This window comes from Ectothiorhodospiraceae bacterium BW-2 (assembly GCA_008375315.1).
Classification (GTDB): Bacteria; Pseudomonadota; Gammaproteobacteria; order Thiohalomonadales; family Thiohalomonadaceae; genus BW-2.
On sequence record CP032507.1, the window covers coordinates 888,871 to 913,293 of the forward strand.

A 24,423-nucleotide genomic window follows, 5' to 3' on the forward strand; every position below is an offset into this window, starting at 1 on the left:
ACCACCAACTCCTGCTGTGTTGCGACCGGCGCAGAGGAGGTTTGTGTTGGACTCTGCTGCAAAGGCCGAACGGTGACCGCCATAGCGTACAGAAAACGCCCTTGGTCAAATTCACTCTTCTCCAGGCTACAGCTCTTGCAGAAGCGAGGCAGTATGGCATGGAAGGGTTACTGCCCTACGCGCCGAGTGTCGGTTAACGAAGTAGCCCAGCGTAATATGGGGTTCAAACGCTAGCCAACCACTAAGGCCGATTAGGTTAAGTATCGACAGCCGGCGTAGCGGCATTAACACCCCCACACATGGGGCTGGCTCTCCCGTGCGGGGCAGTACCAGAGCTTCTCCTCCCAGCTCACTTTCGGGTCGCGGTTGAAGATAAGCAGATGCGACTCCTCGGCACCACAGCCGTCGGCATAGTCGAGGGTCTGGGTGATACCTTTGGCAATGAGCTCTTCTAAATCGCCCCGTTGCAGTTTTAGCTCGACCACTATCCGCTGCACCGGCCCAAAGAAGCCCTGCGCCTCATCCAGCGACCACTCGATAGTGAGGTCGGTGCGCTTACGGCCTAAGGCATATTCGCGCTGAATCCGCCCGCCGCCGTTAATAATCCGCTGCAAAAAGGCCTGCATTAGCAGTTGCGGCCCCGCCTCTTTGTAGTCAAAGCGCTCTATCCAGCTTTCGGCGTTCTCGCGGAAGAAGTGTTGGAAGGCTTTGAGGAGTTTGACCATGTCGAGCCGCCGCTCGGCGGTGAGGTACCACTGCTGCTGTTGGTGGGTGATGTTCTGCTGCATCACAATCGACAGCTCGCGTGGAATCACCTCTTGGTAGATGCGGTTGCTGATATGGACCATCGGGTGGCGCCGAATCAGCCCTAAATCTTCGCAATATTGCAGGTCATCGGCGGCTTGCTGGATGCTATCCCCTTCGCCCGCCACAATCGGTGCTATCACCCCATGCACGCGCGGTTCACACAGTTTGTCTGACAACTGGTCGAGGTGGGTGGCGCGGGATTGAATCAGCCGCTCACGGGCGGCCTGATAGTGTTGCAAGGTAATGGTTTGGCTGCGGTCGCGGAGTGCGCTCTCCTTCCAAGTCAGTTCGTGGCCGAGCGCATTGACAAGCCACGGCTGTCCGGCGGTATCGAGCCACAACTCGGCAAAAATGCCCTCTTCAAAGGGCTGGCCGGTCGCCTCAGTGTGCTGCTGATAGAGCTGACGGCATTCGACTTCGTTAAAGTTGCCCATCGTTAGGGATTCGGCTTTGATATTAAAGACGCTGCCGCCGGTGATGATGTCGCCACTGCTCTGGTGGATGCGGTAATCTTTTAAGTCGCGCACGCCGCAGAGCAACACCGAGTGGGGAAAGGCGTGCGGGCGTTGGGTATAACCGGTGCGCAGTTGGCGCAGCAGGGAGACTAGCGTATCGCCAATGAGGGCATCGACCTCATCGAGCAGTAGCACTATCGGTTTATCACTATGCCGGCTCCAGTGGTTCAGGAGTGCCTGCAGTTGTCCATGCGGCGAGTGAGTGCGATTTTCCGCTTTGTGCCATGCCGCTAGCCAGTCGTGGTGCAGAGTGTCACTCGCTTGCTGAATCATCAGCTCACAGAGCGTTGCCATGCCCACATCCACCTCGTTGCGTGCCGTCTGCACCGCTTCGATGTTGACATAGAGCGAGGTGTATTTCCCTTCCGCATTGAGCGCCTCGACCATCGCCAGCAGGGTGGTGGTCTTGCCGGTTTGGCGGGGCGCATGGAGCAGAAAGTAGCGTTTGTGGTCAATCAGCGTCTGCAACTCGCCCCAATCAATGCGCTGCATCGGGTCAAGCGTGTAGTGGTCGGCCAAAATCTGCGGCCCGGCGGTGTTAAAAAATTTTTCAGTTAAGCTCATAGAAATTCTCTGTCGGGTTAAGCGGGGAAATCATGAAATCCCCCTCAATCCCCCTTTTCCAAAGGGGGAAGATGGAATCACCTTTAACGCCGAACTCACTGCCTTCACCCCCTCAAGCTGTTTCTCTATCCGAAACACGCAGCCCGATGCCCCACTGCCCAGATACTCTTTCAGATACCAGCCACCCAGTATTCCCTCGCGGCGTTGTTGCAAACGATGCCAGACTATCTGACTGCACTCATTTTTGCTCGGCATGGATTAGGCTCATTTTAGGGTCAGTAGTTTGTGGTTAATTCTGGGAAATATAGCAGAATGGTCTCCGGTCGTCTCAACACCCCCACAGATGGGGCAATCCCTCCGCCGCCTGACGATACCAGAGTTTCTTCTCCCAGCTCGTATTGGGGTCACGGTTAAAGATGACCAGATGCGACTCCTCGGCGCCACAGCCGTCAGCATAGTCGAGGGTCTGGGTGATACCGTTGGTAATGAGCTCTTCTAACTCGCCCCGTTGCAGTTTTAGCTCGACCACTATTCGCTGCACCGGCCCAAAGAAGCCCTGTGCCTCATCCAGCGGCCACTCGATAGTGAGGTCGGTGCGCTTACGGCCTAAGGCATATTCGCGCTGAATCCGCCCGCCGCCGTTAATAATTCGCTGCAAAAAGGCCTGCATCAGCAGTTGCGGCCCCGCCTCTTTGTAGTCAAAGCGCTCAATCCAGCCCTCGGCGTTCTCACGGAAGAAGTGTTGGAAGGCTTTGAGGAGTTTGACCATATTCAGTCGCCGGTCGGGGTGGAGGTACCACACCTGCTCCTGATTGGCGATGGTGGTCTGGGTGATCCAGGTCAGCTCACGCGGAATCACTTCGCGATAGATGCGATTGCTAATGCGCAGCGAGGGGCGCGACACCACTAAACCCAAATCTTCGCAATATTGGCGGTCATCCAGTGGAACCGGCTGCTCTAACTCATCCACCCCTGCCAGTAAGGGGGCAATCACTCGCCGCACCCGCTCCTCTTGCAGCTTGTGGGCTAACTGGTCGAGGTGGGTGGCGCGAGATTGAATCAGCCGTTCACGGGCGGCCTGATAGTGCGCCAGCGTAATCGGCTGCGTGCGGTCGCGCAGGCATTTCTCCTCCCAAGTCAGTTCATGACCCAGCGCATTCACCAGCCACGGCTGCCCCGCCGTATCAAGCCACAGTTCGGGGTAGATGGCTTCATCAAAGGGCTGATCGGTGGCATCAGTATGCTGCTGATAGAGTTGGCGGCACTCGGCTTCGGTAAAGTTGCCCATCGTCAGCGATTTGGCTTTGATATTAAAGGCGCTGCCGCCGGTGATGATGTCGCCGCTACTCTGGTGGATGCGGTAATCTTTGAGGTCGCGCACGCCGCAGAGCAGCAGCGAGTGGGGAAAGGCGTGCGGGCGCTGAGTATAACCGGTGCGCAGTTGCCGCAGCAGGGAGACCAGCGTATCGCCAATGAGGGCATCGACCTCATCGAGTAGCAGCACAATCGGCTTCGGGTGGTGCAGACTCCACTGCTCCAGTAGATTCAGAATCAGCCCATGGTTCTCCTCGTGATGGGTTTGCGCCTCCAGCCAGTGCAGCAGTGAATCGTCGCGCAGTGTGAGGCGTACCGTTCGGGCAATGGCATGAGCGATGGTGTAATGGCCAATCGCCACCTGGTTTCGTGCCGTCTGCGCCGCTTCGATGTTGACATAGAGCGCGGTATAACGCCCCTCGGCGTTCAACTGTTCGACGATGGCCAGCAGGGTGGTGGTCTTCCCCGTCTGGCGCGGGGCGTGGAGCAGAAAGTAGCGTTGGCTGTCGATGAGATAGCACAACTCCGGCCAATTGATCCGAGCTAACGGCGACAGGGTGTAGTTCATCTCCGCCTTCTGTGGCCCTGCGGTGTTAAAAAACTTCTCCATTCCTCTCATCCTCTCGGTTTTGCGCCTAAAATCGGCGGTTCGGAACCCATTATGCGTTCGCTTAGGAGCCCCCGTTAGGCGATGAGGTCGGGCGGTGGTGCTTTGCCTCAATCAAAACAGCCCTCTCCCCCATCCCCTCTCCCGCAAACGGGCGAGGGGCGATGGAAGCCTCTGCGTCACATCCGTTCAGTTCTCCAAAAAAGCTCAAAAAATATCGCGATCAGGGGCTGCCGCCCCTGAACCCCGGGCTAGCGCCCCCGCAAGCGGGCCCCCCCCATAAAGGTAAAAGCATAAAGGGTAAAGGAAACACTACCTGGGGGGGAGGACAAGCCGAAAGCCGAGGCTGTCGCCACGGGTGTCGGGATTGGACCCGTCACGAGAGGCGGCGCGCACCCTGGCAGGAATGTTGTCCCACGAACCGCCACGGCCAGCGCGGAGGCCGGAATCGGCACGGTTCTTGCATGATATTTCCAGGTTGTTTTGGTATTTGTCATCATAGCCAGAGCAGGTCCACTCCCACACATTACCCAGCATATCGTAAAGGCCAAACGGATTGGGGGCAAAGTGACCGACCGGAGAGGTGCCAAGGTTAAACCCTGTGTCACAGTTGTGGTATGTCTGCCACCTAACGCCATCTTGGCGATTTTGGCACGCCACATTGGCGTAATCACACGCCTCATCGGGGTTATCGCCCCAAAATCGCGCCGTGGTGGTATTGCCCCGACAAGCATACTCCCACTCCGCCTCAGTCGGTAACCGATACGACTTGCCTTCTGCTTGTTGATTTAGCCACTCCAGATAGGCCATCACATCTAAGTAACTTACACAGGTCACCGGATGGTTCTCTTGCTGCCGGTAACCCGGGTTCTGCCAGCAGCGACCTTCCACATACGCCCACGCACCTCCGCCCTCAGAACGGCTAAAACACCCCTTCTTCCCGCCCGCATTCTCCTCAGCACTGCTGCCATAGCCGGTCGATTCTACAAATCGACGAAATTGGCCCACCGTTACCGCTGTCGTGGCTATCCAGAAGGGGGTAATCGCCACCCGATGCGGTCCCTCTTTGCCCTCATTTTCATTCCGACCCGCCTCGTTTAGCGGGCTGCCCATCTTAAAATCGCTATTACCCGGTAACTGGATGAAGGTGCTGCCCGTCAAGGCGTCCACTTGGCGCGGAAAGTGACCGCTCACCTCTTGCGCCTTCTGCTCTGCTGCCAACCTTACACGGGCTTTACGCTCGGGTTCGCTCTCGGTCGCTTTCTCTGCGGCCTCCTTGCGCTGCTGCGCTTTGTCAGGTCTCCACCCCCACCAGAGCCCTAAACCAATAAGAGTGCCCACGCCCCATAGCCAATAGGGTTGAGCCCATGCCCACCCCCGCTGCCACCACGCCTCCGGTTCGGGCAGTATTGCTGTTCCTAAAAACCTAAGCAAAGTTGCTCATGGCGGTTTTTGGTAATTCGCTCTCCGTTGATAACACCCTTGCGGGCGAGCAACTGGAGTCCTGGTTGAGCAGTCCCAACCGGATGGCCGGTCAACACCGGCAACATGGGCAGTTTCAGCCATCGAAACCCAGCTTGCGCCATAAAAATTGCCTCGATGTTCATCCTGAACAGAGAACAACCTTGCGATTCGACTTCGACTCTAACCATGGCACGCAAAACTTTCGCGCTTGTAGATAACCTATCTACGGTGGAAAATTCTAATGACAAATAAATAAAAAATCAAGAACTGTTTTTTGCTCCTTGAGTGCAACGCAGTTAATGTCACTTTAGGAGGGCGATTGTATCAGAATCAGATAGAGAGTCGCTCTTTCTATTAGTAGAGTGGAGGCCAGCATGGTTAAACAACACTATTTCTGCCGCCGGCTCCAGCTCTTGCAGAAGCGAGGCAGTATGGCATGGAAGGGTTACTGCCCTACGCGCCGAGTGTCGGTTAACGAAGTAGCCCAGCGTAATATGGGGTTCAAACGCTAAGGCCGATTGGTTTAAGTAGCGACAGCCGGCGCAGCGGCATTAACACCCCCATAAATGGGGCTGGTTCTCCCGTGCGGGGCAGTACCAGAGCTTCTCCTCCCAGCTCACTTTCGGGTCGCGGTTGAAGATAAGCAGATGCGACTCCTCAGCACCACAGCCGTCGGCATAGTCGAGGGTCTGGGTGATACCTTTGGCAATGAGCTCTTCTAAATCACCCCGTTGCAGTTTTAGCTCGACCACTATCCGCTGCACCGGCCCAAAGAAGCCCTGCGCCTCATCCAGCGACCACTCGATAGTGAGGTCGGTGCGCTTACGGCCTAAGGCATATTCGCGCTGAATCCGCCCGCCGCCGTTAATAATCCGCTGCAAAAAGGCCTGCATTAGCAGTTGCGGCCCCGCCTCTTTGTAGTCAAAGCGCTCAATCCAGCCCTCGGCGTTCTCACGGAAGAAGTGTTGGAAGGCTTTGAGGAGTTTGACCATATTCAGTCGCCGGTCGGGGTGGAGGTACCACACCTGCTCCTGATTGGCGATGGTGGTCTGGGTGATCCATGTCAGCTCACGCGGAATCACTTCGCGATAGATGCGATTGCTAATGCGCAGCGAGGGGCGCGACACCACTAAACCCAAATCTTCGCAATATTGGCGGTCATCCAGTGGAACCGGCTGCTCTAACTCATCCACCCCTGCCAGTAAGGGGGCAATCACTCGCCGCACCCGCTCCTCTTGCAGCTTGTGGGCTAACTGGTCGAGGTGGGTGGCGCGAGATTGAATCAGCCGTTCACGGGCGGCCTGATAGTGCGCCAGCGTAATCGGCTGCGTGCGGTCGCGCAGGCATTTCTCCTCCCAAGTCAGTTCATGACCCAGCGCATTCACCAGCCACGGCTGCCCCGCCGTATCAAGCCACAGTTCGGGGTAGATGGCTTCATCAAAGGGCTGATCGGTGGCATCAGTATGCTGCTGATAGAGTTGGCGGCACTCGGCTTCGGTAAAGTTGCCCATCGTCAGCGATTTGGCTTTGATATTAAAGGCGCTGCCGCCGGTGATGATGTCGCCGCTACTCTGGTGGATGCGGTAATCTTTGAGGTCGCGCACGCCGCAGAGCAGCAGCGAGTGGGGAAAGGCGTGCGGGCGCTGAGTATAACCGGTGCGCAGTTGCCGCAGCAGGGAGACCAGCGTATCGCCAATGAGGGCATCGACCTCATCGAGCAGCAGGACTATCGGCTTGGGATGGTGCAGGCTCCACTCGTTGAGGAGTGACTGTAAACGCTTGTGCGGATTTTTTGCCGCACGATTCTGCTCTAACCACGCCAGCAGCCCTCCATCGCCGTGGCTCATCGCCCACTCTTCGGCAATCGCTTCACACACCACATCAATACCTACCGCAACCTCATTGTGCGCCGTCTGCGCCGCTTCGATGTTGACATAGAGCGCGGTATAACGCCCCTCGGCGTTCAACTGTTCGACGATGGCCAGCAGGGTGGTGGTCTTCCCCGTCTGGCGGGGGGCGTGGAGCAGAAAGTAGCGTTGGCTGTCGATGAGATAGCGCAACTCCGGCCAACTGATCCGGGCTAACGGCGACAGGGTGTAGTTCATCTCCGCCTTCTGTGGCCCTGCGGTGTTAAAAAACTTCTCCATTCCTCTCATCCTCTCGGTTTTGCGCCTAAAATCGGCGGTTCGGAACCTGTACCTACGCCCTTCGCCTACTTGGTGGGCGAGTGGTGATGGAAGCCGCTACGCCATATCCGTGATTCATGCGCGTGTTATGGAGAAGGTATTTATTAAGTTGGCCACAGGCGCTTCGCTCTCGCTACCACGCCTGTGACCGGCCATCGTGACGCTGCTATTCGATCGGCCCATCCTTGCCCGATGCAGGAGGATAACTCATGGACACCCCGAGTCACGCGAACTGAAGCCATAGCCGCAGCTCTACTGTACTAGGGGGCGGACTGGAGCAGAAGCCGAAAACCGATGTTGTTGTTTCGGTTATCGGTGTTGTTCCTGTTGCGATTCGCCGAACGGAGGTTGTTCGGGTTGTTGTTCCAGGAGCCGCCGCAAACCACGCGACGACCGCAGTGATGGTCATCCCCCTCGACAAAACACAATACTCCAGAGCAGGTGGCGGCGCAACCCTTCGGTTTCACCGTGGCGGGCGTGGCCAATCCAGCTCTGCACCGAGGCACGCATATTAGCTAACTCCATGCGCCGCGCCCGCTGGCGATGTTTGCGGGCAAAACGGTGGCCGTTATCGTTTCGGAGCTGAAGTTTTTGTGGCCAGATGCGGTAGCCAAAGAGATCAATCCCTTCGGTCACTTTGGAGAGAATGGGGTTAGGGTGGAGCTGGAGCTGTTCGTGGTGGTGCAGCGAGTCGGCAATCGCATCACGCCACTGCCATAGGGTCGTTTTGCTGTCTCCCAGCGGGAGAGGGTTGGGGTGAGGGGTAAAATTAGCAGGGAGCGTGAACGGTTACCATGTGAGTAGCCCGATGGGGATGGTGGAGATGCAGTCACGCCCAAACTCGCCTATACTGAGACTACCTATTCATTAACAGGAGAGCGATTCATGGCGTGGCAAGACTATGAGTCTTAACCCAAAAGCGCAGACACGGTGCAGCGATAACGACTCAATGAGTTGTCACCCGGTTAGCGATGCTATCTGTTAACGCTGCACTGTCAGCAATAGCACTTAGCTTCCTGTTGCTGTTTAGTGTCATCACTAGCGCCAGCGAACAGGAGTACTACCCCGATCACGAAGAGGCGATACGGCTGCGCCAGGCCGGTACGATTCTGCCACTGCAACAGATTCTGCAGCAGATCCCGCCCCGCTTCGGTGATAATCTGCTGGAGGTCGAGCTGGAGCGTAAACAGGGGCGCTATCTCTATGAGATCGAAATTCTGACACCCCACGGCGAAGTTTACGAACTCTATTTTGATGCCAGCAACGGCCAACTACTACAACAACAGCGGGAGGATTAGATGCGTCTGCTATTAGTAGAGGATGATCAAGCGCTCGCCGCCAGCCTGATAAAACAGCTACAGCAGCGCAGCTATGCAGTAGATCATAGCGATAACGGCATTGATGGCCAGTTTATGGGGGAGGAGATCGACTACGATGCGGTGATTCTCGACTTAGGACTACCACAACGCCCAGGGCTAGAGGTGTTACAGCAGTGGCGCAGTCACGATCGCAACATGCCGGTACTGATCCTAACCGCCCGTGATAGCTGGCAGGAGCGGGTTGAGGGGCTACGCCAGGGTGCCGACGACTATCTCGGCAAACCGTTCCACCCAGAAGAGCTGCTCGCCCGACTCGAAGCGCTCTGCCGCCGCTTCTACGGTCAAACAACACAACAGATCCAAATCGATGATTTAACCCTCGATCTACAGCAACAGCAGCTAATTCGCCATGGTGAAAAACCGATCACACTGACAGCAATTGAGTTTCGTCTGCTGCGATTTTTAATCCTCAACCCCGATAAAATTTTGGCTAAATCGACCATTAACAGCCACCTCTATGATGAGACACAGGAGCACGACAGCAATGTGATTGAGGTCTATATCCGCCGACTAAGACAGAAGCTAGGCAGAGAGCGAATTTCTACCCTGCGCGGACAGGGGTACCGCTTTAATAGCCAAACCGACTCTTAAGCCGTTGCGCCAATACCCCTACCGCTCACTAAAACGACGACTGCAAGCGGGCCTATTTGGTTCACTACTGCTAGTACTGCTACTGCTCTATCTAGGTTTAAATCAGCTACTACTGCACCTCTATCAGCAGGAGATTATCACCCGTCTGCACCACGATACCGAGATGATTCTGCAAGCGGTTGATCCGGTTAACGCCACCGTAACCCCTAACCGAATCGCGCCGATCTATCAGCGGCCGCTATCGGGTCACTACTACCAAATTGATATCGCCGAGCACCCTCCCCTACGCTCCCGCTCACTGTGGGATGAGCAGCTACCACAAGTTGATCTAGCGACAGGCAGCGAGCAGCAGAGCTCACCCCATCTAGCGACACAGCAGCTATTAGCGCTCAGTCAGGGATTTACTAAACAGGGCATCGCTTTAACCATTACCGTAGCCGAGGATATCTACCGCAGCCGCGAACTACGCCAGCAGCTACTGTGGCTTCTCGCAGCCGCCGCTTTAGTGTCACTGCTGCTGCTAACTGCGGTACAGCTATGGGTAGTGCAGGGAGCGCTAGCAACGCTAAAGCAGATCAAGCAGCAGTTACAGGCACTGCAACAGGGGAAGCAGCAGCAGCTCCGGCTTGAACAGATACCGGCTGAAATCGCACCATTAGCGCAGGAGCTCAATCAGCTACTGCAACAGCAGGCAGAGCGTCTGCAGCGCTCGCGCCATGCCGTCGGTAATCTAGCTCATGCGCTAAAAACGCCGCTTAACCGCCTGCTACTATTCGGACACGAACCGCTATGGCAGCACTATCCTGAGCAACGACAGCACTATCATCAGGCACTACAGCAGATCCACCACCATATTGATCGTGAGCTGAAACGGGCCCGACTGGCCGGCCGCGCTCTGCCAGGGCACTACTTTAAACCGGCACAAGAGCTGCCACTGCTACGCCAGCTACTGCTGCAGATCTACGCCGACCGACAACTCACGCTGGAGCTCAACTTCCCCCCCGAGCCAGAGCTGGCGCTAGATCGTGACGACATGGTCGAGCTACTGGGTAATCTGCTCGATAACGGCTGCAAATGGGCTCGTTCGCGCATCGTCTGTACACTGTCTCAACAGGGTGATAAGGCTATTATTTTCCGGATTGCTGATGATGGCTCTGGCTGTACGACTGAAATGCTAACACAGATCGCACAACGCGGTCTGCGACTCGATGAACAGCAGCAGGGCTCAGGACTGGGGTTAGCCATTGTTAGCGATATTGTCAAACTCTATCACGGTGAATTAACCTTTACCCAAGCAGCAGAGGGGGGGTTGGAGGTTACAGTAAAACTGCCGTTAGACTAGCTGCGCCTAACGACAAGCTCACCTTCCGCAACTTTTGACCGATTTGTGGTTACATAGGGGCTCCTCCCCCTGTCGGTGCTCTCTGATTTTCAGGGAGGCGCGGGAGGCGGATTGCACTCGTCGTGATGAAGAAGTGATGGCTTTGGCGCACTGGGAGCGAAGAGTTATTGTCACTTTATGATCGGAATGATGGTGAACGGGTATTTCGGGCCTTGTTCACCGTTTCGTCAGGCTTGCGATGTCTATTCTTCCCCCCTCCAACCTCCCCGCGCTGGGGGAAGGGTTGGGGTGGGGGCAAAAAATGGCGAAACGATGAACAAGGCCTGCCGACTCGACCCGTGCGCTCGATATGGCACCGCTCTACGACCGATTTTTACCCTATCTACCCGCTACGGGGCATATTCTCGATGTCGGGTGTGGCTCCGGGCGCGATAGCCGTGCCTTTATGCAGCGGGGCTACAGCATGACCGCCACCGAGCCAGTCGAAACCCTAGCCACCATAGCCGAAGCGTGGCTAGGAGGCAACCGGTACACCGCCAAACGGTGCAAAATCTGACCGATTGCGCCCTGTACGATGGCATTTGGCCGTGTGCCTCGCTGCTTGCTGCACCTGCTGCCACAGACGCTGCCGGACGCATTTTTGCGGCTAGGCAGGGCGCTAAAGCCTGACGGGATGCTTTATGCCTCGTTTAAGCTCGGTAGCGGGGTGAGGCAAGCCCATGGCCGCACCTTTACCGATCTAGATAGCGCCATCCTGACACTCAGGGTCGCGATTCAGGTTGAAACACCTCTTCCAGTGTTTGGGCATCAACAAAATTATCCCCCCACTGCTCCAGCTCTTCGATTGTGGCGCTTGCCAGCTTCTGCCGTAGTTCGTTATTGAGCGCATTAAAACCAAAACGGCGGATGATTTGCCGCTCTAATATTTTGCTTTCACCCTGTTGCACTCCCTCCTGCTTCCACTCTTGGGTCAACTGGGTCATTCGTTCCGCCAACATCGATTGTACCTCGCTTAACTCATTGATTTCTGGTAGTTTATCCGCCGGTGCTAGGCGTTTAAGTACCATACGGTTGATCCAGATAGTAAAAGCGCGACGCAGTTCACGATTGTGCTCCCCTTTAAGCTGTTTGGTCAGCCGGGCGACCACGGTCTCTATCTGCTTTAGATCCGGATTATTCTCCAGCTCCAGAATATCACTAAAGTGGTTATTGGCGATATCGTATGAGGTACGCCCCTCGTCGAGCAGGTGGTAGCGCTGGCTTGGCATATAGATCTGTAATCCACCGGGAACGGCTTCAATTAACTGATTCACATTGCGTGCCGCACTCCAGGGTGTGTCACCATTATAGATCACGATGGGAAAAACCGGCGGCAACTTTTTGCCCGGTTTAATCAGCTTCTGTTTAATTAACGATTGGTAGAGCAGCCCTGTATAGACCATCACCCGCAGCGCCATCCAGCGGTCGATAATGTCATCTTCCCGATCGCGTAGATCATCACTCACATGTTCGCCGCTACAGCGTTCGAGTGTGGTGTAGTCGAGCTGCTCTACCCACGGCTCGTTAATGTAGCCTCGTAGCAGATCTTCGACCATCTGCCGATGGCTAAACAGATTTTTGTAGGCGTTGTCGTGTTGCATGGGTGCCCGGTTTAATCACGGTTCAGGTTGAAATACCTCTTCCAGTGTTTGGGCATCTAAAATATTATCCCCCCACTGCTCCAGCTCTTCGATTGTGGCGCTTGCCAGCTTCTGCCGTAGTTCGTTATTGAGCGCATTAAAACCAAAACGGCGGATAATTTGCCGCTCTAATAATTTGCGCTCACCTTTTTTTACGCCTCGTTGTTCCCCTTCCTGCTGCCACTCTTGGGTCAACTGGGTCATTCGTTCTGCTAACATCGATTGTACCTCGCTTAACTCATTGATTTCTGGTAGTTTATCCGCCGGTGCCAGGCGTTTAAGTACCATACGGTTGATCCAGATAGTAAAAGCGCGACGCAGTTCACGATTGTGCTCCCCCTTAAGCTGTTTGGTCAGCCGGGCGACCACGGCCTCTATCTGCTTATTTGCACACCTGCTTCACCGGGTTGATCTACCTCGGTGCCCCGCACAAAAACAAGTAAAGCCGGACTCTAAGCCTGTGCTAGCGATGGCGGCACACACGAAACGATGAACAAGGCCAAAGTGGTGATGTATCTTGCCATGGGTACCGTGGTCAGACCGATATTTACCTTACTCATTTTCCCGTTCGACCTTAAGCTGCGGCACAAATTCATTTGGATTAACTGCCGCTAATTGGGTTTTAACCCGCTCTCTTAAAGAGCAGGCGGGCTGATAGACATAGCTATCGTAGTCGGCATGATCCGGATTAAGCATTAGCAGTTTAGAGAGGGCAACACAGAGCCGCTCTACCGCCTTTTTATCCCGAATATCGCCACTCATATCGGGTATTTCGCCATAGGGGAACTCATAACTACTCACGGTTCGTAGCTGATGCAGATACTCCCCGAACAGATCGGCCTTTAAGCCGACTCCCTGCGCTATATGACGGGTGGTAAAGCGGGGGATCTCCCAGCCGGGGATAATGGCGTGAAACCGATCTAACAGCGCATCATCATGAAACATCTCCGGCAGATGGCGAATATAGTCGCGTCTTGCCGGCTTGCCACCGACCAGATCGATATTGGCCAGTACCATTAAACCGCACTCACTGGTGATCGTATCGCTGCCGATAGAGTAGTGTCCCGACTCCAGAAAGAACTTAAATTTAGCATGAATATCGTCACTGCCCTTAAAGTTAATCGACTGCCCCTCATCGAGAACTAACAGATCGTGCCGCGCTAACAGCCCTAACTCGCGGGTACGCAGGTTTTTAAATAGCTGCGCCTGACTTAATGACCCACCACTATTGACCCAAACATAACGACTTAAGTTAGAGAAGATAAACGACTTACCGGTCCCCTTTGGCGCTAACTCCATCATATTGATATTTTTATGCACCAGCGGCAGCAGACGCATAATCAGGTTATAGCGCTCTTCAGGGTGGTAACTGTCGGGCTCATACCCCATGGTTCGAATCAGCAGATAGATCCACTCTTCGGTGGTAAACTGCTCGCGGGCATGGATCATCTCCTCTAACCGCACCCTGCCCGACTGCATCGGCTGAAACTCAATCAGCTCAATTAACCTTTTACGGTTTCTTTGACTACTGTTTTCATCGTTTTTAACCGTAATTTTACCCGCACCCCATAACCCACCGGAGAGCAGTTTATCGTGATTATCCAGTACCTCCCCCGCGACCCTAGCATCGGCAATATCGAGTGACGGAATCTTAACTAGTGAGTAGCCATTGGCAATATCGATACGCGCCTCATACTTATCGAGCAGTACAATCTGCTCCCCATCATGCAGCCGCTTTTTAATTAGCTCTTTTTCCGATTTCGCCGGCAGATGGCGACTCATAAAGTTAGTAATATCGCTATAGATCTGCTGCTCTGCCACACCGGGCTGCGCAAAGCGCGAGATCAGCCACTCCTCGACAAAACTGGGAATGGTACGCGCTTCGCGAATTTTAAGTGCCCGCACCGTATCTTTATTTATCACCATTTCACCAAATATATGGAGAATCTTTTGATCCAATGCACTATTCATAACTGTTTTTAAAACATACCTTCGAATAACTGATTTGACTCATCTCGTTCTACCATGGAGGCAAAAAACTCGACCTCTACCGACTCCTCCAGCACCATCACCTCATGGTTAGGGCGCTCTGTCTCTAGCGTCAGCGGTAACGAAATAACCCCCCGCTGCGCCTGATTTGCTACCACTAACAGATCCAGATTCAGCGCCTCATCTATCTGGTTAAAGCGATAGGGACCTGCCTGAACCTGACCGCTAAACGGCGGATGAGCCCTAATCTTAACCCGTTCAACCGTTTCGTGTAGCTGAATGACTAGCTGGACAAGCCACTGCTGCTCGGCGACAGATCGCGCCCGATATCGCTTTGGCTGTAGCTGTAGCGGTGGTAACGGCTGCGGTGCGACCCACTCAGCCGAGAGTTCAAACAGCGGAATTAACAGCTCCTCCGGCGAGAGCCCACCATGAACTAACGGCCCTTTTCCGGCAAAACGAACCCGTTTCAGCGGCAACAGATAGTGTTTTTTGCCTAGCTGTAGCTGTTTAAAGCCCTCCTCTAGCAGCAGCAGCGGCTTAGTCAGAGTAGCCGTTCGCTCACGCAGCGCCCCCATCTGCTCCTTCACCTTACCAGAGAGAGGCTCTAACTGCGAGATAGCCGTATGACCATGATCGGCACTCAATAAAATAACCGGCTGTTTACCGGCGCGATCACTTATCTCACACCAGCGGTTAACATCGTGGAGCAGATTAGCCAGTACCGGCTCAAGCTCCGACAGAAAGTGGCTGTAGCGCACCGCATCGTGCAACCGCTCATCGATACGGTTCTCCAGACAGATAACTAAGCGACAGGCGAGGGGAAAGGTGATCTGCTGCGCCGCCTGCCAATTTTTGATAACCACAATCTCGTCACAACTATCGAGAGTAGCGCCATAGATCCGCCACAGCCACTGCTCCATCTCCGACTCTAATCGATCTGCCTCTTCGCCACTGAGTAGTGCATTTTTACCTACTTCGGTGAGTGTCGGATAGGGGGCGATTAAGAGCTGCTGCTGTAGCGTCAGCTCCTCACGCTGAATATGGCGCTTAAACTGCTGCTCTACCTGTTCGCTCTGTAACGCACTTAAGGCATCGACCATTAACACTATGACACGGTTATCGCGGTTTTGCAGATGGTGTTTTATCCGCTCTGATAGGCGTTGCCAATGAAGCTGCGAGCGACTAATGCGTGGTTGCTGGTTTAAGACCCAGCGGGCAAAGCTCTCCCCCACGGCAGCATCGGGCTCAATATCGTAAGCGAGCCGCTTTGCAGCATAGCTAAGATACCCAGCAGCCCAGTCGGTTGCTATTCGAGTGTCGGCCTGCGGCGGTAGTGGCGGGTAGTCGGCCAGACTGAGCTCGATCTCCTCTGCTAGGGCCATCGTTTCTGCGCTCTGTAGCTGCTGTAGCGCGGCGGCTAACGCCCGGGTGGCAAAACGGGCAATCGTGAGCGGCTCCAGCAGTGAACGCAGCAGCTTTAGCAGCTCAGGCCAGTCAAAACAGACCAGTTCGGCCAGAACCTCTGCCGCTAACTGCTGCTGCTCAATCTGATTAAGGGTCTGCTGCATCACCGCTAACCACGGTTTAACTAAATCGCCCGCCTCCGCCTGTGAGAGTGGTAGTGCGGGTAGCTGCTGTAGCAGAGTTAAATCTTCACGGCTTCCGGGGAGTGGATAGCTCATACCGTGGTGCAGTAAAAAGCTACGCAGCTTCTCCAGATAGCTCTGCTGGCTTAAGTAGTTAAGCTGCGCGATCACGCTCTTTGCTCGTACCAGATGCTGTAGCAGTGTGGTTGCAGCCGCTTCGTCGAGCCAGCGCTGCAGCTGTTTTATAAGACATTGTCGTAGCGGCGGCAGCTGCCATATTAGCAGCCGCTGTGGCTCTGTCAGCGCCAGAGCGGTTATCCACTCTGACCACGACAGTGAGTCATCTGACAGCTGCGGTACCAGCAGTGAGAGTAGTGCTTTGGCAGCGCTCGCCTCATCGTTTAGTTCTGGCAGCGGCTGCGGTTCTAACTGAAACAATCCCAATTCGACCAGCTGCGACTCACTCATCCAGCACGGCGCCGGCTGGCCAAAGCGTAACTTAAACTCGCTGTAGGGGCGCACTTCACGCCACTCGACCCCATCAAAGCCGATAAAGTCGGCAAAGCGCTGCCGATAGGCCGGTTTCACCGGAATAGTTAACTCCTCTGCCACATCGGGCTGCAGCAGATAGTGGCGAATTTTAGACCTAGCACCACTAATCTGGTCCACACTCAGCGCTGAGGCCGCATTCGCACTGATCCCCCAAGAATCAGCCTCTAAAATGACCCGTTTCACGATGGCTCCTGCTGCTCTAACTGCTCTAACTGCTGCAATAGCTGACGCAATAGCTTAATGAGTGGCTGTCGCTCCCCCTGATAGCTGTAAACTAGCTGTTGAATCTGCTGTACCGCCTCCGACTCTGCGACTTTGAGCGGTAGCTGAGGCGTCGGCTGAGTGGGAGTGAGTTGTCGTGGCATACACCACTGTTCATACCAAAATTCAATTTTATGCACCAATTTATATAGATCAGCACGACTACACTGCGAAAAGGGTTTCTCACTCACCTTCTCTAGTAGCTGAATCAGCACATCTTGCTGACTGCTGTTTTTTAACCAAGCAATAAGTAGCTGCTGAGGTGAAGTTTGTTCAAATGAGATAAGCCACTTGTAAAATTTATCTCTATTCTCAAGCCGACGCAGCGCATCCTCTATACTCACTCTCGCCATCTCCAGCATCTGCTCTGGTTGCGTCATTAACGGACTTAACTTAGAGCTCAGTTGGCCAATTTGAATATCGCTGAACAGAAACTCCTCCCCTAAAGCGATCTGTATCAGTTGCTGCCGTTTGTCATTACGCTCCTCATCCTCAGCATCTAAATAGTCGGCAAACGCCTTTGCTAGTCTATACCCATTTGTTCTGAGCCGTGTTATGAGTGCAGCACGATCAACCTCCTCTAGGCGACCCTCTATCATCTGATCCACCTCCTGATACTTTAGCTCTTTCGCCTCTTGGTACTCCGCTAACACGGCAGCAACTGCCCGCTGAGTCTGACGACACTCCTCTGCCGTCTCACAAGCCGCAAACTCAGCCGTTTCAGGAAACCGACGGCTCAACTCATCAGTAAACTGGTGGGCGCTCACCCCTTTTTGGCGACAGAGCCGCAGTAACGCCCGCGCCCGTTCGGTTAAATAGCTCGACTGACGAATCGCCTCCGGCTGCTGCCGTAGCTGCTCTTTTAAACGGTTAACCGTCCGTTTCAGCGCACTGATATCGCCCGATTTAGCCGGCTCCCCCAGCACAAGTGCCACCACTGCCAACATCTTCTGCTGCTCGGCGCTAAACTCATCGAGCCTGATTTTGTACTTTGAATCCCGCCCAAACGCTTTAGCAAGCCTGACCTCATCCGACTCGTTAACTTTGCCACCGATCCAGACAAGGCGACTAATATCATCGCGTAGCGCCACTGCCGCCAAAATACCGTGTACCACCGGCGGAATACCGTAGGGCTCGGCCACTAATGTATCCCTCAGTTTACTTAGAGGATAGGGATCGGTACGCGAGCAAGTCACCTCTTTTTTAATCAGCTCTAATATCGCTTTAACCGGCCCGTTACACTCGCTATCTTTTAACAGATCCCACCCTCCGGAGCGTTGACAAAACAGACCATTAGCCCCGAGTACGCCATCAATTAGCGCTGCCGGCTCGTTGGTCTCAGTTTCGCCTAACAGATCATTTTGGTAGATTGGATTGTCATCAAAGTCGAGAATACGACGAATAATATTGGGAATAGTCTGTTTTGAACCCTCAATATAGCTCTCATCCCGTACCGCATTAAGGTTCATTGCTCTGATCTGAATCTCATTCGGATAGCGCTGTTTGGTCTGCTCGTTTAAGTAGCGCCGAAACGCCTGCCAGCTCTGTAGCGGTAGCGGTTCGGGCTCTCCTGCCTGCCAAATTTGACACGCATCGCTGTGTAACGCCTCACGGCCAAAGCTTCGCCCTAACTGCTCAATCATTTGGCGGCGGTTACTATCCCACCTCGCCTGTAGTTGTGAGCGCACCCCATCATTCAGGCCGCTCTCCTCTAATAGCTGTTGCAGTGCCAGATAGCGCTGTGCCGCAGCACTGAGCTGTGCAATATCGATCCCCTCTTTCGGTAACCAGAAGTAGATCGGCGCCGTCGCCGCCGCTTTAATCACCTCTTGTGCCGCGATGCTCTGCTCTGACGACTCACTAAAGAGCCAAAACAGCCGGGCGCTCTCTCCGGTCGCCGGTTTCATGCCCGCTAATCTCTCCGGCAGCGGCAGTTCATGCCCGCTCACCCGGTAAGAGCGGATAATGCCGCACTCTGAGGGTTCTAAATCGTGCTGTCCGAACAGCGGCAGCAGATCGCTCTGTAGGGATTCATACCGTTTAAGCAGTGTAAACAGCGACAGCTCCTTAAACAGCTCTAACTTCTCTTCCAGCAGTGCGTCGATATCGACCCCGGCACCATCAATAAATGCCCAGCTACCGCTGACATCGTTTTTCCATAAAAAGCCGCCACTCTTAAGCCAAGCTAACCGGGTAAAGAGCTGTGGCACTTGTGCCTCATTGGCGGTTTGATCATAGAGCGCGGCCGCCATCACGGTTGCGGTTGCCTGAAACTGCTCTCCGAGTAGTCGTGCCCCTAAGACCAGCGTTACCACATCGAGCGCCTCCTGCCCCGCTTCGGTCGCCTTTAGCTCACTCGCTAAACGATCGTACAGCGCCATATCACGCCTATAGTCATCATGTTTGCGGAACAGTTCAAGATAGAACTCAATCAGCTGCGGCAGACGAATCAGCTCCGCTCCGAACAGCGTGCCATCGGCATCGAGCGGCCGCTGTAGTAGCTGCGGTTTAATTTCACGGTAAAAGGTAAAAGCGGTACGGTTCGCCTGTGAGAATTGGGCAGAGAGGGTAAACAGCGCCGCAGCGGTGAGCGGATGGAGCGGGTAGGACTCTAAAATAATATGTTCCATATCGCCAGCGACACTCTGAAACAGCGGTAGCCCGCTACAGAGACTGCTTAACTGCTGCAACCGCTGCTGCGACTGTGGCTGCTGTTGTAGTGCTAATCCCGTGTCACGCCAGTGGCGCTGTGATCCGAGCAGATGGTACCCCTCCGATTCTGAAGCCTTTAAACTAATCGGCAGACGGTGGCCAAAGCGCCCCTCAATGGTGCTGAGGCGATCTTTAACGCTCTGATCGGCTCCGTTACGGGCGGCATACTCTGCAATTGAGACATGGGTCATCGGAATAAACAGCGTGTGCCCCTGTTTCGGGGCGCAGCACTGCTCAATAAAGTCTTGTAGTGCGATCACTTCGTTAATCGCATTGCGCTCGGGCGAGTTGAGCATATCCTCTAAGGCGTGGCCAAACTCATCCCAAATCACGGCAATACCGCCATAGCCCTGTTCGGCTAACGCTTTGCCGGCCTCAAGAAAGGCGGGAATGGTGCTTTTACCACCGCTCCGTTCTGGGGAAAATACGGTACCCAGTGTGACTTTTTTATGCCATTTCAGAAAGGTCTCCAGCGCTGCTGGATCGTGCTGCTTGAGCTTTTGTGCCATTTCGGTAGTGGTCAACAGGTTACCGGCTAAATTCCACTGTGCTAAATCGGCATTTTGATAGTCGGGTTGATGTTGTAGTATCTCTTCGAGGCGATGCGAGGCGGCATCAAATTCGGTGTCGCCTAAAATCGTGCTGACATCAAGCTGAGAATGCTCGTTTAGTGTATGGTAGAGCGCTTCTAGCAGTCGGTGTAGCAGAGGCTGACCATTCGATTTATAGAGTGATACTAACAGGTAGGGTCTGGCATCGGCATCGTTGTGACTGTCGAGAAAGGTCTGTCGTAGCTTTTGTGCCGTCTCTCCATGGCTACTGCTCTCTAAGCGGCGCAGAAAATCACTAAATTCGCTACCATAGACGCCGTCACGCAGCATCAGGCCAATCACGACTCCAAGGTGGCTCTTACCGCTACCATAGGCGCCATAGAGGTTAATCGCCCGCATATCGGCAGTTGCAGCCGGGGTGACTGCCTCACACAATTTGTCAAATACTGCGATTGACGATTTTATCGGTACATAACCATTAATATACCTGTTATCTTTACGGTTAAGTCCCTGTTGCAATACAATCGCAACCCCTAATGAGGTGTTTTGTTCAATATCTATGACATCGCCAACAGTTTTAATGTCCGGTTGCATTGTACGCCCCCTGTTTGTCTATAAATTCATATCGGTTATGTATCGGTTTTAGTTTCGTTTTGCGCTATAACTGGTCAAATTCGAAACGGGAGAGCCATAGCCGGACGCCGTCATTAAAGTTATGTTCCATTATAAAATAGCGTGGCATATTCATGTTTTCGATACTCTGTTTGGTGATAATAATCACCGGGTAGCTGTTATAACTTTCAGCCAAACCGCTCCATAGTTGATTAATGCGCGGAGGTGTCCAGTGGTAGAACCACTGTTCGGGTTCACTAATAATCAGTCCGGTGCGTGAGTCTGACTCTAATGCGAGTCTGCAGTAGTGATCCGGTGAGATATCTTCTGCCGGTGCCGGTTCAGTTTCCGGATTGTTCCAGTGTTCAAAATTATCGAAGTGAGCTGTCATTTCGTTAGAGAGGGAGACAACTCGTTGCATTGTAGGGGCGGTTAGGATAGCGGATTGGTATCGCATACCCTGAATTCGACTATTCAGTTCTGTCAAATCCATAGCACATCAACATCCTTCAGCAGATTATACAACGCATCTTCCGCAGATATATTTATTGAAGAAAAATCAACTGTTTGCAAATTAGCTACCTCATTAAATCTAATGCCAGAACCCAGATCATTATGCCCTATTTTTCTTAACTTTTTTCTGAATTCATCTGAAGACATACACAAACAAGAGTTTAACCCTATATTTATTAATTCGGAAAAGTCCAAACTGCTTCTTGTGGGAAAAAATCTGCTCTTAAATAGCTGAATAGCATAAATAAAAACACTATCAGAACAATTAACATCACCTATACGATAATTTTGAGTTCCAGATATCTGTGATTTTTCTAAAATCCCCATCTCAGCTAATGGTTTATCACCCTCAAACATTTTCAATACACCACCAGATACAGATTCTAGCGTACTCTGCTTATAATTTTTCTTTTTATAAACAGAATCATCATAAAATAAAGCGTTAATAATATTTTTTCTATCCAACCAAGAACCATAATTATTCACTAAAACTTTAATTACATCAAAATATGGTAAGCTATTACTTGACAAACATAAATGAATGTGTATAGCCCACCATGTTGATGCATTTTCCATTTCAGGATCAATATTTCTTATACATCTACCCAAATAACTTAATTCAAATTTATTTGCATTACTCTTTTTCTTCTGTATAATTTCAGCAGCCAAAAGCCAGCTTTTTATAGTTTTAAGCCGATTAGTACCAGCAATAAATTCAATTCGAGATTTTCTCAAATTATCCTTAACAAACGCATCCGGAAAGCCATCTATAATATCTAGCCCTTTACGCATCCACCATTTTGAAGTGGGCTCACCTTCATTTGACATTAATACTGCATCGTCGCTCACGTCAATCACCTTTGTATCATCAAATATGAAATTATCATTATCAAAGAAAAGAGAATAGAAAGAATCATATACACTCTTATTAGCAGGTAAAATGTAATTTTTCAAAAACCATAAAGACAAACGGTATGTTTTTTTCCTATCGGCAATTAGCGCAGAATATACATCCAGACTAAATCCAGCTTTAACCCCTTTTAAAAGAATCTTTCTGCTTACATCACCAGAGCTGTTTTTAAGCAAAGTAAAATCTGAAATAATATCCCAAAAGCCATCTGATTCAAGACGCACAAAAGGATAACTTAATATCAAACCATTATTTCCTAATAAATCACTCAAAAATTGCTCATAAACAACATACTCATTTAATCTTTCTTTGCCTTTCATAACAAAATACAGCGCCATCAAAATAAGCACAGGCTTATTTATCGATTTCAGTCCTTTACCCTGATAAACCTTAGTCTGCTTTATTATTTCAAAAACATTATTATTAATATCGGCCTTGTTCATCGTTCCGTCAGGCTTGCGGTTTCTATGATGCCCCTCCAACCAAGTGTGATTCAAACCGTGCTTTTTAAACGACCATCTCTTCCGGTAATCCACGGCGTGTAGGGGCGGGTTTCAAACCCGCCCCTACGAAACCCGGGTCTTGTTCATCGTCTCGTCACCCTCATGAGGCATGATTCCCTCGCCTTCCCTCTCCGCCTCTCCCAGTGGGAAGGGGGTGGAGGGGAGCTGACGAAGAGATGAACAAGGCCTTAATATCCATAAAGCCTAAAGCGTACAAATCAAACAACCTTCGTTATCATCATCAAGATTATTAATTAACTTTTTCTTTTTAACCAACAACTCCTTCTCTCTGTTTTTTTTCGCTTTTGCTTCAATTTCATCTCGCCGCTTAATCAAATCCTCTAAATATTCTCCCTGCGACCAAGTGTAACTTCTTCCTTTATCTTTATGAAACTGCTCATACTCCATTGCTTTTTCAAATAATTTGGGATGATTATCATAAAGCCCCACCCACTCCTCTTTTCTTTGAAAAAAGCAAAAATAGCATCCTGATCGGCTTCTCCAGTCATAATATTTCGGCAGACCTATACCCGATTTTTTAAGAATATCGACAATATCCTCTTTTTTTAGCCCATCCTCTATAAATGGATATCTGGCTGATATATTCGATTTAGTTGAAATATAGCCCTTTCTGTGTGGTTCATCGGCTCTTATGCCAACATAAGTTATTGCGGTATCATCACCCACATACTCTTCAAACGGCTCTATTTTTAGTTTCTGGGTACACCAGCGACTTTTATTAGTAGGCAAAAAGTTTTCGTTTAAATCAAAGTAGTAGTTAAAGTCTCTTTCAGCATTAATTTTGACTATCGGCTTCCCCAAAAAATCCTCTAACATATCAATAAACTCAAGCGTCTCAGGTAACTCCGCCCCGGTGTCGGCAAAAAAGTACTCCATCTCCGGCACCCGATCCCGCATATAGATCGCTAACGCCGAACTATCTTTCCCTCCGGAAAGGCCTAACAGATGCCGAACTTTATCGCTCATGACCACTCTCCCACACTTGATTAATAAACCCTTTCCGCTGTAGATAGTTAGATATCATTTTCAAATAACTTAATATAGTTTTAGACTCATGCAGCACCATATTGAGTCTTTCAACCTGCCGTGTCACCTGATCAGGATAGTGATGAGAAAATTTATTCCTTAACTGAACCGCAATACTAAAGTCATCAGCAGAATGAATAACCCCTAACTTCTCCATTAATAGCGCTTTATCCCGATTTGACTTTTGACTTACATCCTCCTGCTCAACAATAGCAATTAAACGAAAAAGATGATCCTGAACCATAGCTGTCAACTGCGAATAGCGCAAAATTAGTGCATCAAACGCCTCCTCCTGCTCCGTTGTTAAATCGAGTAATGTAGTCTCATTAAGCGGAAATAGCGGATAACATTTATCTAGTGACTCTTTTAATTTTGTTCCCCTTTTAACACAAGCACTATAATATTCGATTAACAATGGTTCTGCTTGACTCATATTAATCTCACTCCCGTCTCTAACGCTATCTTCTGTATAGTAGTCATCGGCTCATCAGGATTTTTCACCAACAGATCTACCTTCTCACCACAACTATTATTCAGCCGCGACTCCAACCGAATCATATCGGGATAAGAGAGCCGCTGCTTCGGCTCTAAATAGAGATCAATATCACCGCCGCGCTTATTATCATCAACCCGCGAGCCAAAGAGCCATAGAGACTCTACATCTACTGCATCTGACAGTACCTGTTTTATAGTGACTAGCAGCGGTTCAGGCAGGCGCATTATCTTTCCCTTTTTT

The 24,423-nt window shown here is 51.9% G+C and carries 21 protein-coding genes; 4 read left to right on the forward strand and 17 right to left on the reverse strand.

The window, feature by feature from the left end; all coding sequences use genetic code 11:
- Positions 1–284 precede the first annotated feature (284 nt).
- The 7 genes from D5085_04145 to D5085_04175 all read right to left on the reverse strand — a co-directional run bounded on the left by D5085_04145 (position 285) and on the right by D5085_04175 (position 7,969).
- Positions 285–1,886 carry an ATP-binding protein gene (locus D5085_04145; protein ID QEP42399.1) on the reverse strand — a complete coding sequence of 534 codons (1,602 nt, stop codon included), beginning with the start codon at positions 1,884–1,886 and terminating at the stop codon, positions 285–287.
- Positions 1,887–1,916: 30 nt separating this feature from the next.
- Positions 1,917–2,141 (reverse strand): hypothetical protein, encoded by a 225-nt coding sequence (locus D5085_04150; GenBank protein QEP42400.1) that lies wholly within the window; start codon positions 2,139–2,141, stop codon positions 1,917–1,919.
- 73 nt (positions 2,142–2,214) lie between these two features.
- Positions 2,215–3,810: an ATP-binding protein gene (locus D5085_04155; protein ID QEP42401.1), complete on the reverse strand. Its 1,596-nt coding sequence runs from the start codon at positions 3,808–3,810 to the stop codon at positions 2,215–2,217.
- Positions 3,811–4,119: 309 nt separating this feature from the next.
- Positions 4,120–5,241 (reverse strand): formylglycine-generating enzyme family protein, encoded by a 1,122-nt coding sequence (locus D5085_04160; protein ID QEP42402.1) that lies wholly within the window; start codon positions 5,239–5,241, stop codon positions 4,120–4,122.
- Positions 5,226–5,459 (reverse strand): hypothetical protein, encoded by a 234-nt coding sequence (locus tag D5085_04165; GenBank protein QEP45049.1) that lies wholly within the window; start codon positions 5,457–5,459, stop codon positions 5,226–5,228. The genes D5085_04160 and D5085_04165 overlap by 16 nt, the downstream gene beginning before the upstream one ends.
- A gap of 363 nt (positions 5,460–5,822) precedes the next feature.
- On the reverse strand, positions 5,823–7,418 hold the full coding sequence (locus D5085_04170; GenBank protein QEP42403.1) for an ATP-binding protein: 1,596 nt from the start codon (positions 7,416–7,418) through the stop codon (positions 5,823–5,825).
- Positions 7,419–7,717: 299 nt separating this feature from the next.
- Positions 7,718–7,969, reverse strand: coding sequence for a hypothetical protein (locus tag D5085_04175; GenBank protein ID QEP42404.1), 252 nt, complete (start codon positions 7,967–7,969; stop codon positions 7,718–7,720).
- Between the two features lie 459 nt (positions 7,970–8,428).
- Between D5085_04175 and D5085_04180 the strand changes: the two genes are divergently transcribed.
- The 4 genes from D5085_04180 (at position 8,429) to D5085_04195 (ending at position 11,325) form a co-directional block, all read left to right on the forward strand.
- A complete protein-coding gene (locus D5085_04180; GenBank protein ID QEP42405.1) occupies positions 8,429–8,755 on the forward strand; it encodes a peptidase in 327 nt (108 codons plus the stop codon).
- Entirely contained in the window at positions 8,756–9,427 is a 672-nt protein-coding gene (locus D5085_04185) for a DNA-binding response regulator (GenBank protein QEP42406.1), read from the forward strand.
- A 4-nt stretch (positions 9,428–9,431) separates the two neighbouring features.
- Positions 9,432–10,769, forward strand: a complete 1,338-nt coding sequence (locus D5085_04190; GenBank protein QEP42407.1) for a sensor histidine kinase — start codon at positions 9,432–9,434, stop codon at positions 10,767–10,769.
- A 349-nt stretch (positions 10,770–11,118) separates the two neighbouring features.
- The gene (locus D5085_04195; GenBank protein ID QEP42408.1) at positions 11,119–11,325 is read left to right on the forward strand and encodes a methyltransferase domain-containing protein; all 207 of its coding nucleotides are present in this window, start codon (positions 11,119–11,121) and stop codon (positions 11,323–11,325) included.
- A gap of 205 nt (positions 11,326–11,530) precedes the next feature.
- Here the strand turns inward: D5085_04195 and D5085_04200 are convergent, their stop codons facing one another.
- The 10 genes from D5085_04200 to D5085_04245 all read right to left on the reverse strand — a co-directional run bounded on the left by D5085_04200 (position 11,531) and on the right by D5085_04245 (position 24,407).
- On the reverse strand, positions 11,531–12,409 hold the full coding sequence (locus D5085_04200) for a transposase (protein QEP42409.1): 879 nt from the start codon (positions 12,407–12,409) through the stop codon (positions 11,531–11,533).
- Positions 12,410–12,424: 15 nt separating this feature from the next.
- Positions 12,425–12,817 (reverse strand): DUF4351 domain-containing protein, encoded by a 393-nt coding sequence (locus tag D5085_04205; protein ID QEP42410.1) that lies wholly within the window; start codon positions 12,815–12,817, stop codon positions 12,425–12,427.
- A 183-nt stretch (positions 12,818–13,000) separates the two neighbouring features.
- Positions 13,001–14,419 carry a BREX system Lon protease-like protein BrxL gene (gene brxL / locus D5085_04210; protein ID QEP42411.1) on the reverse strand — a complete coding sequence of 473 codons (1,419 nt, stop codon included), beginning with the start codon at positions 14,417–14,419 and terminating at the stop codon, positions 13,001–13,003.
- A gap of 8 nt (positions 14,420–14,427) precedes the next feature.
- A complete protein-coding gene (locus tag D5085_04215) occupies positions 14,428–16,761 on the reverse strand; it encodes a PglZ domain-containing protein (GenBank protein QEP42412.1) in 2,334 nt (777 codons plus the stop codon).
- Complete coding sequence (locus tag D5085_04220) at positions 16,758–20,696, reverse strand: hypothetical protein (protein QEP42413.1); 3,939 nt, start codon at positions 20,694–20,696, stop codon at positions 16,758–16,760. Before D5085_04220 ends, D5085_04215 begins: the two co-directional genes overlap by 4 nt.
- A gap of 64 nt (positions 20,697–20,760) precedes the next feature.
- Positions 20,761–21,207: a hypothetical protein gene (locus D5085_04225; GenBank protein QEP42414.1), complete on the reverse strand. Its 447-nt coding sequence runs from the start codon at positions 21,205–21,207 to the stop codon at positions 20,761–20,763.
- Positions 21,198–22,580 (reverse strand): DUF4007 family protein, encoded by a 1,383-nt coding sequence (locus tag D5085_04230; GenBank protein ID QEP42415.1) that lies wholly within the window; start codon positions 22,578–22,580, stop codon positions 21,198–21,200. The genes D5085_04225 and D5085_04230 overlap by 10 nt, the downstream gene beginning before the upstream one ends.
- A 264-nt stretch (positions 22,581–22,844) precedes the next feature.
- Positions 22,845–23,627 (reverse strand): phosphoadenosine phosphosulfate reductase, encoded by a 783-nt coding sequence (locus D5085_04235; protein QEP42416.1) that lies wholly within the window; start codon positions 23,625–23,627, stop codon positions 22,845–22,847.
- The gene (locus D5085_04240) at positions 23,617–24,120 is read right to left on the reverse strand and encodes a hypothetical protein (GenBank protein QEP42417.1); all 504 of its coding nucleotides are present in this window, start codon (positions 24,118–24,120) and stop codon (positions 23,617–23,619) included. The genes D5085_04235 and D5085_04240 overlap by 11 nt, the downstream gene beginning before the upstream one ends.
- A complete protein-coding gene (locus tag D5085_04245; protein QEP42418.1) occupies positions 24,117–24,407 on the reverse strand; it encodes a nucleotidyltransferase domain-containing protein in 291 nt (96 codons plus the stop codon). The genes D5085_04240 and D5085_04245 overlap by 4 nt, the downstream gene beginning before the upstream one ends.
- Positions 24,408–24,423 lie beyond the last annotated feature (16 nt).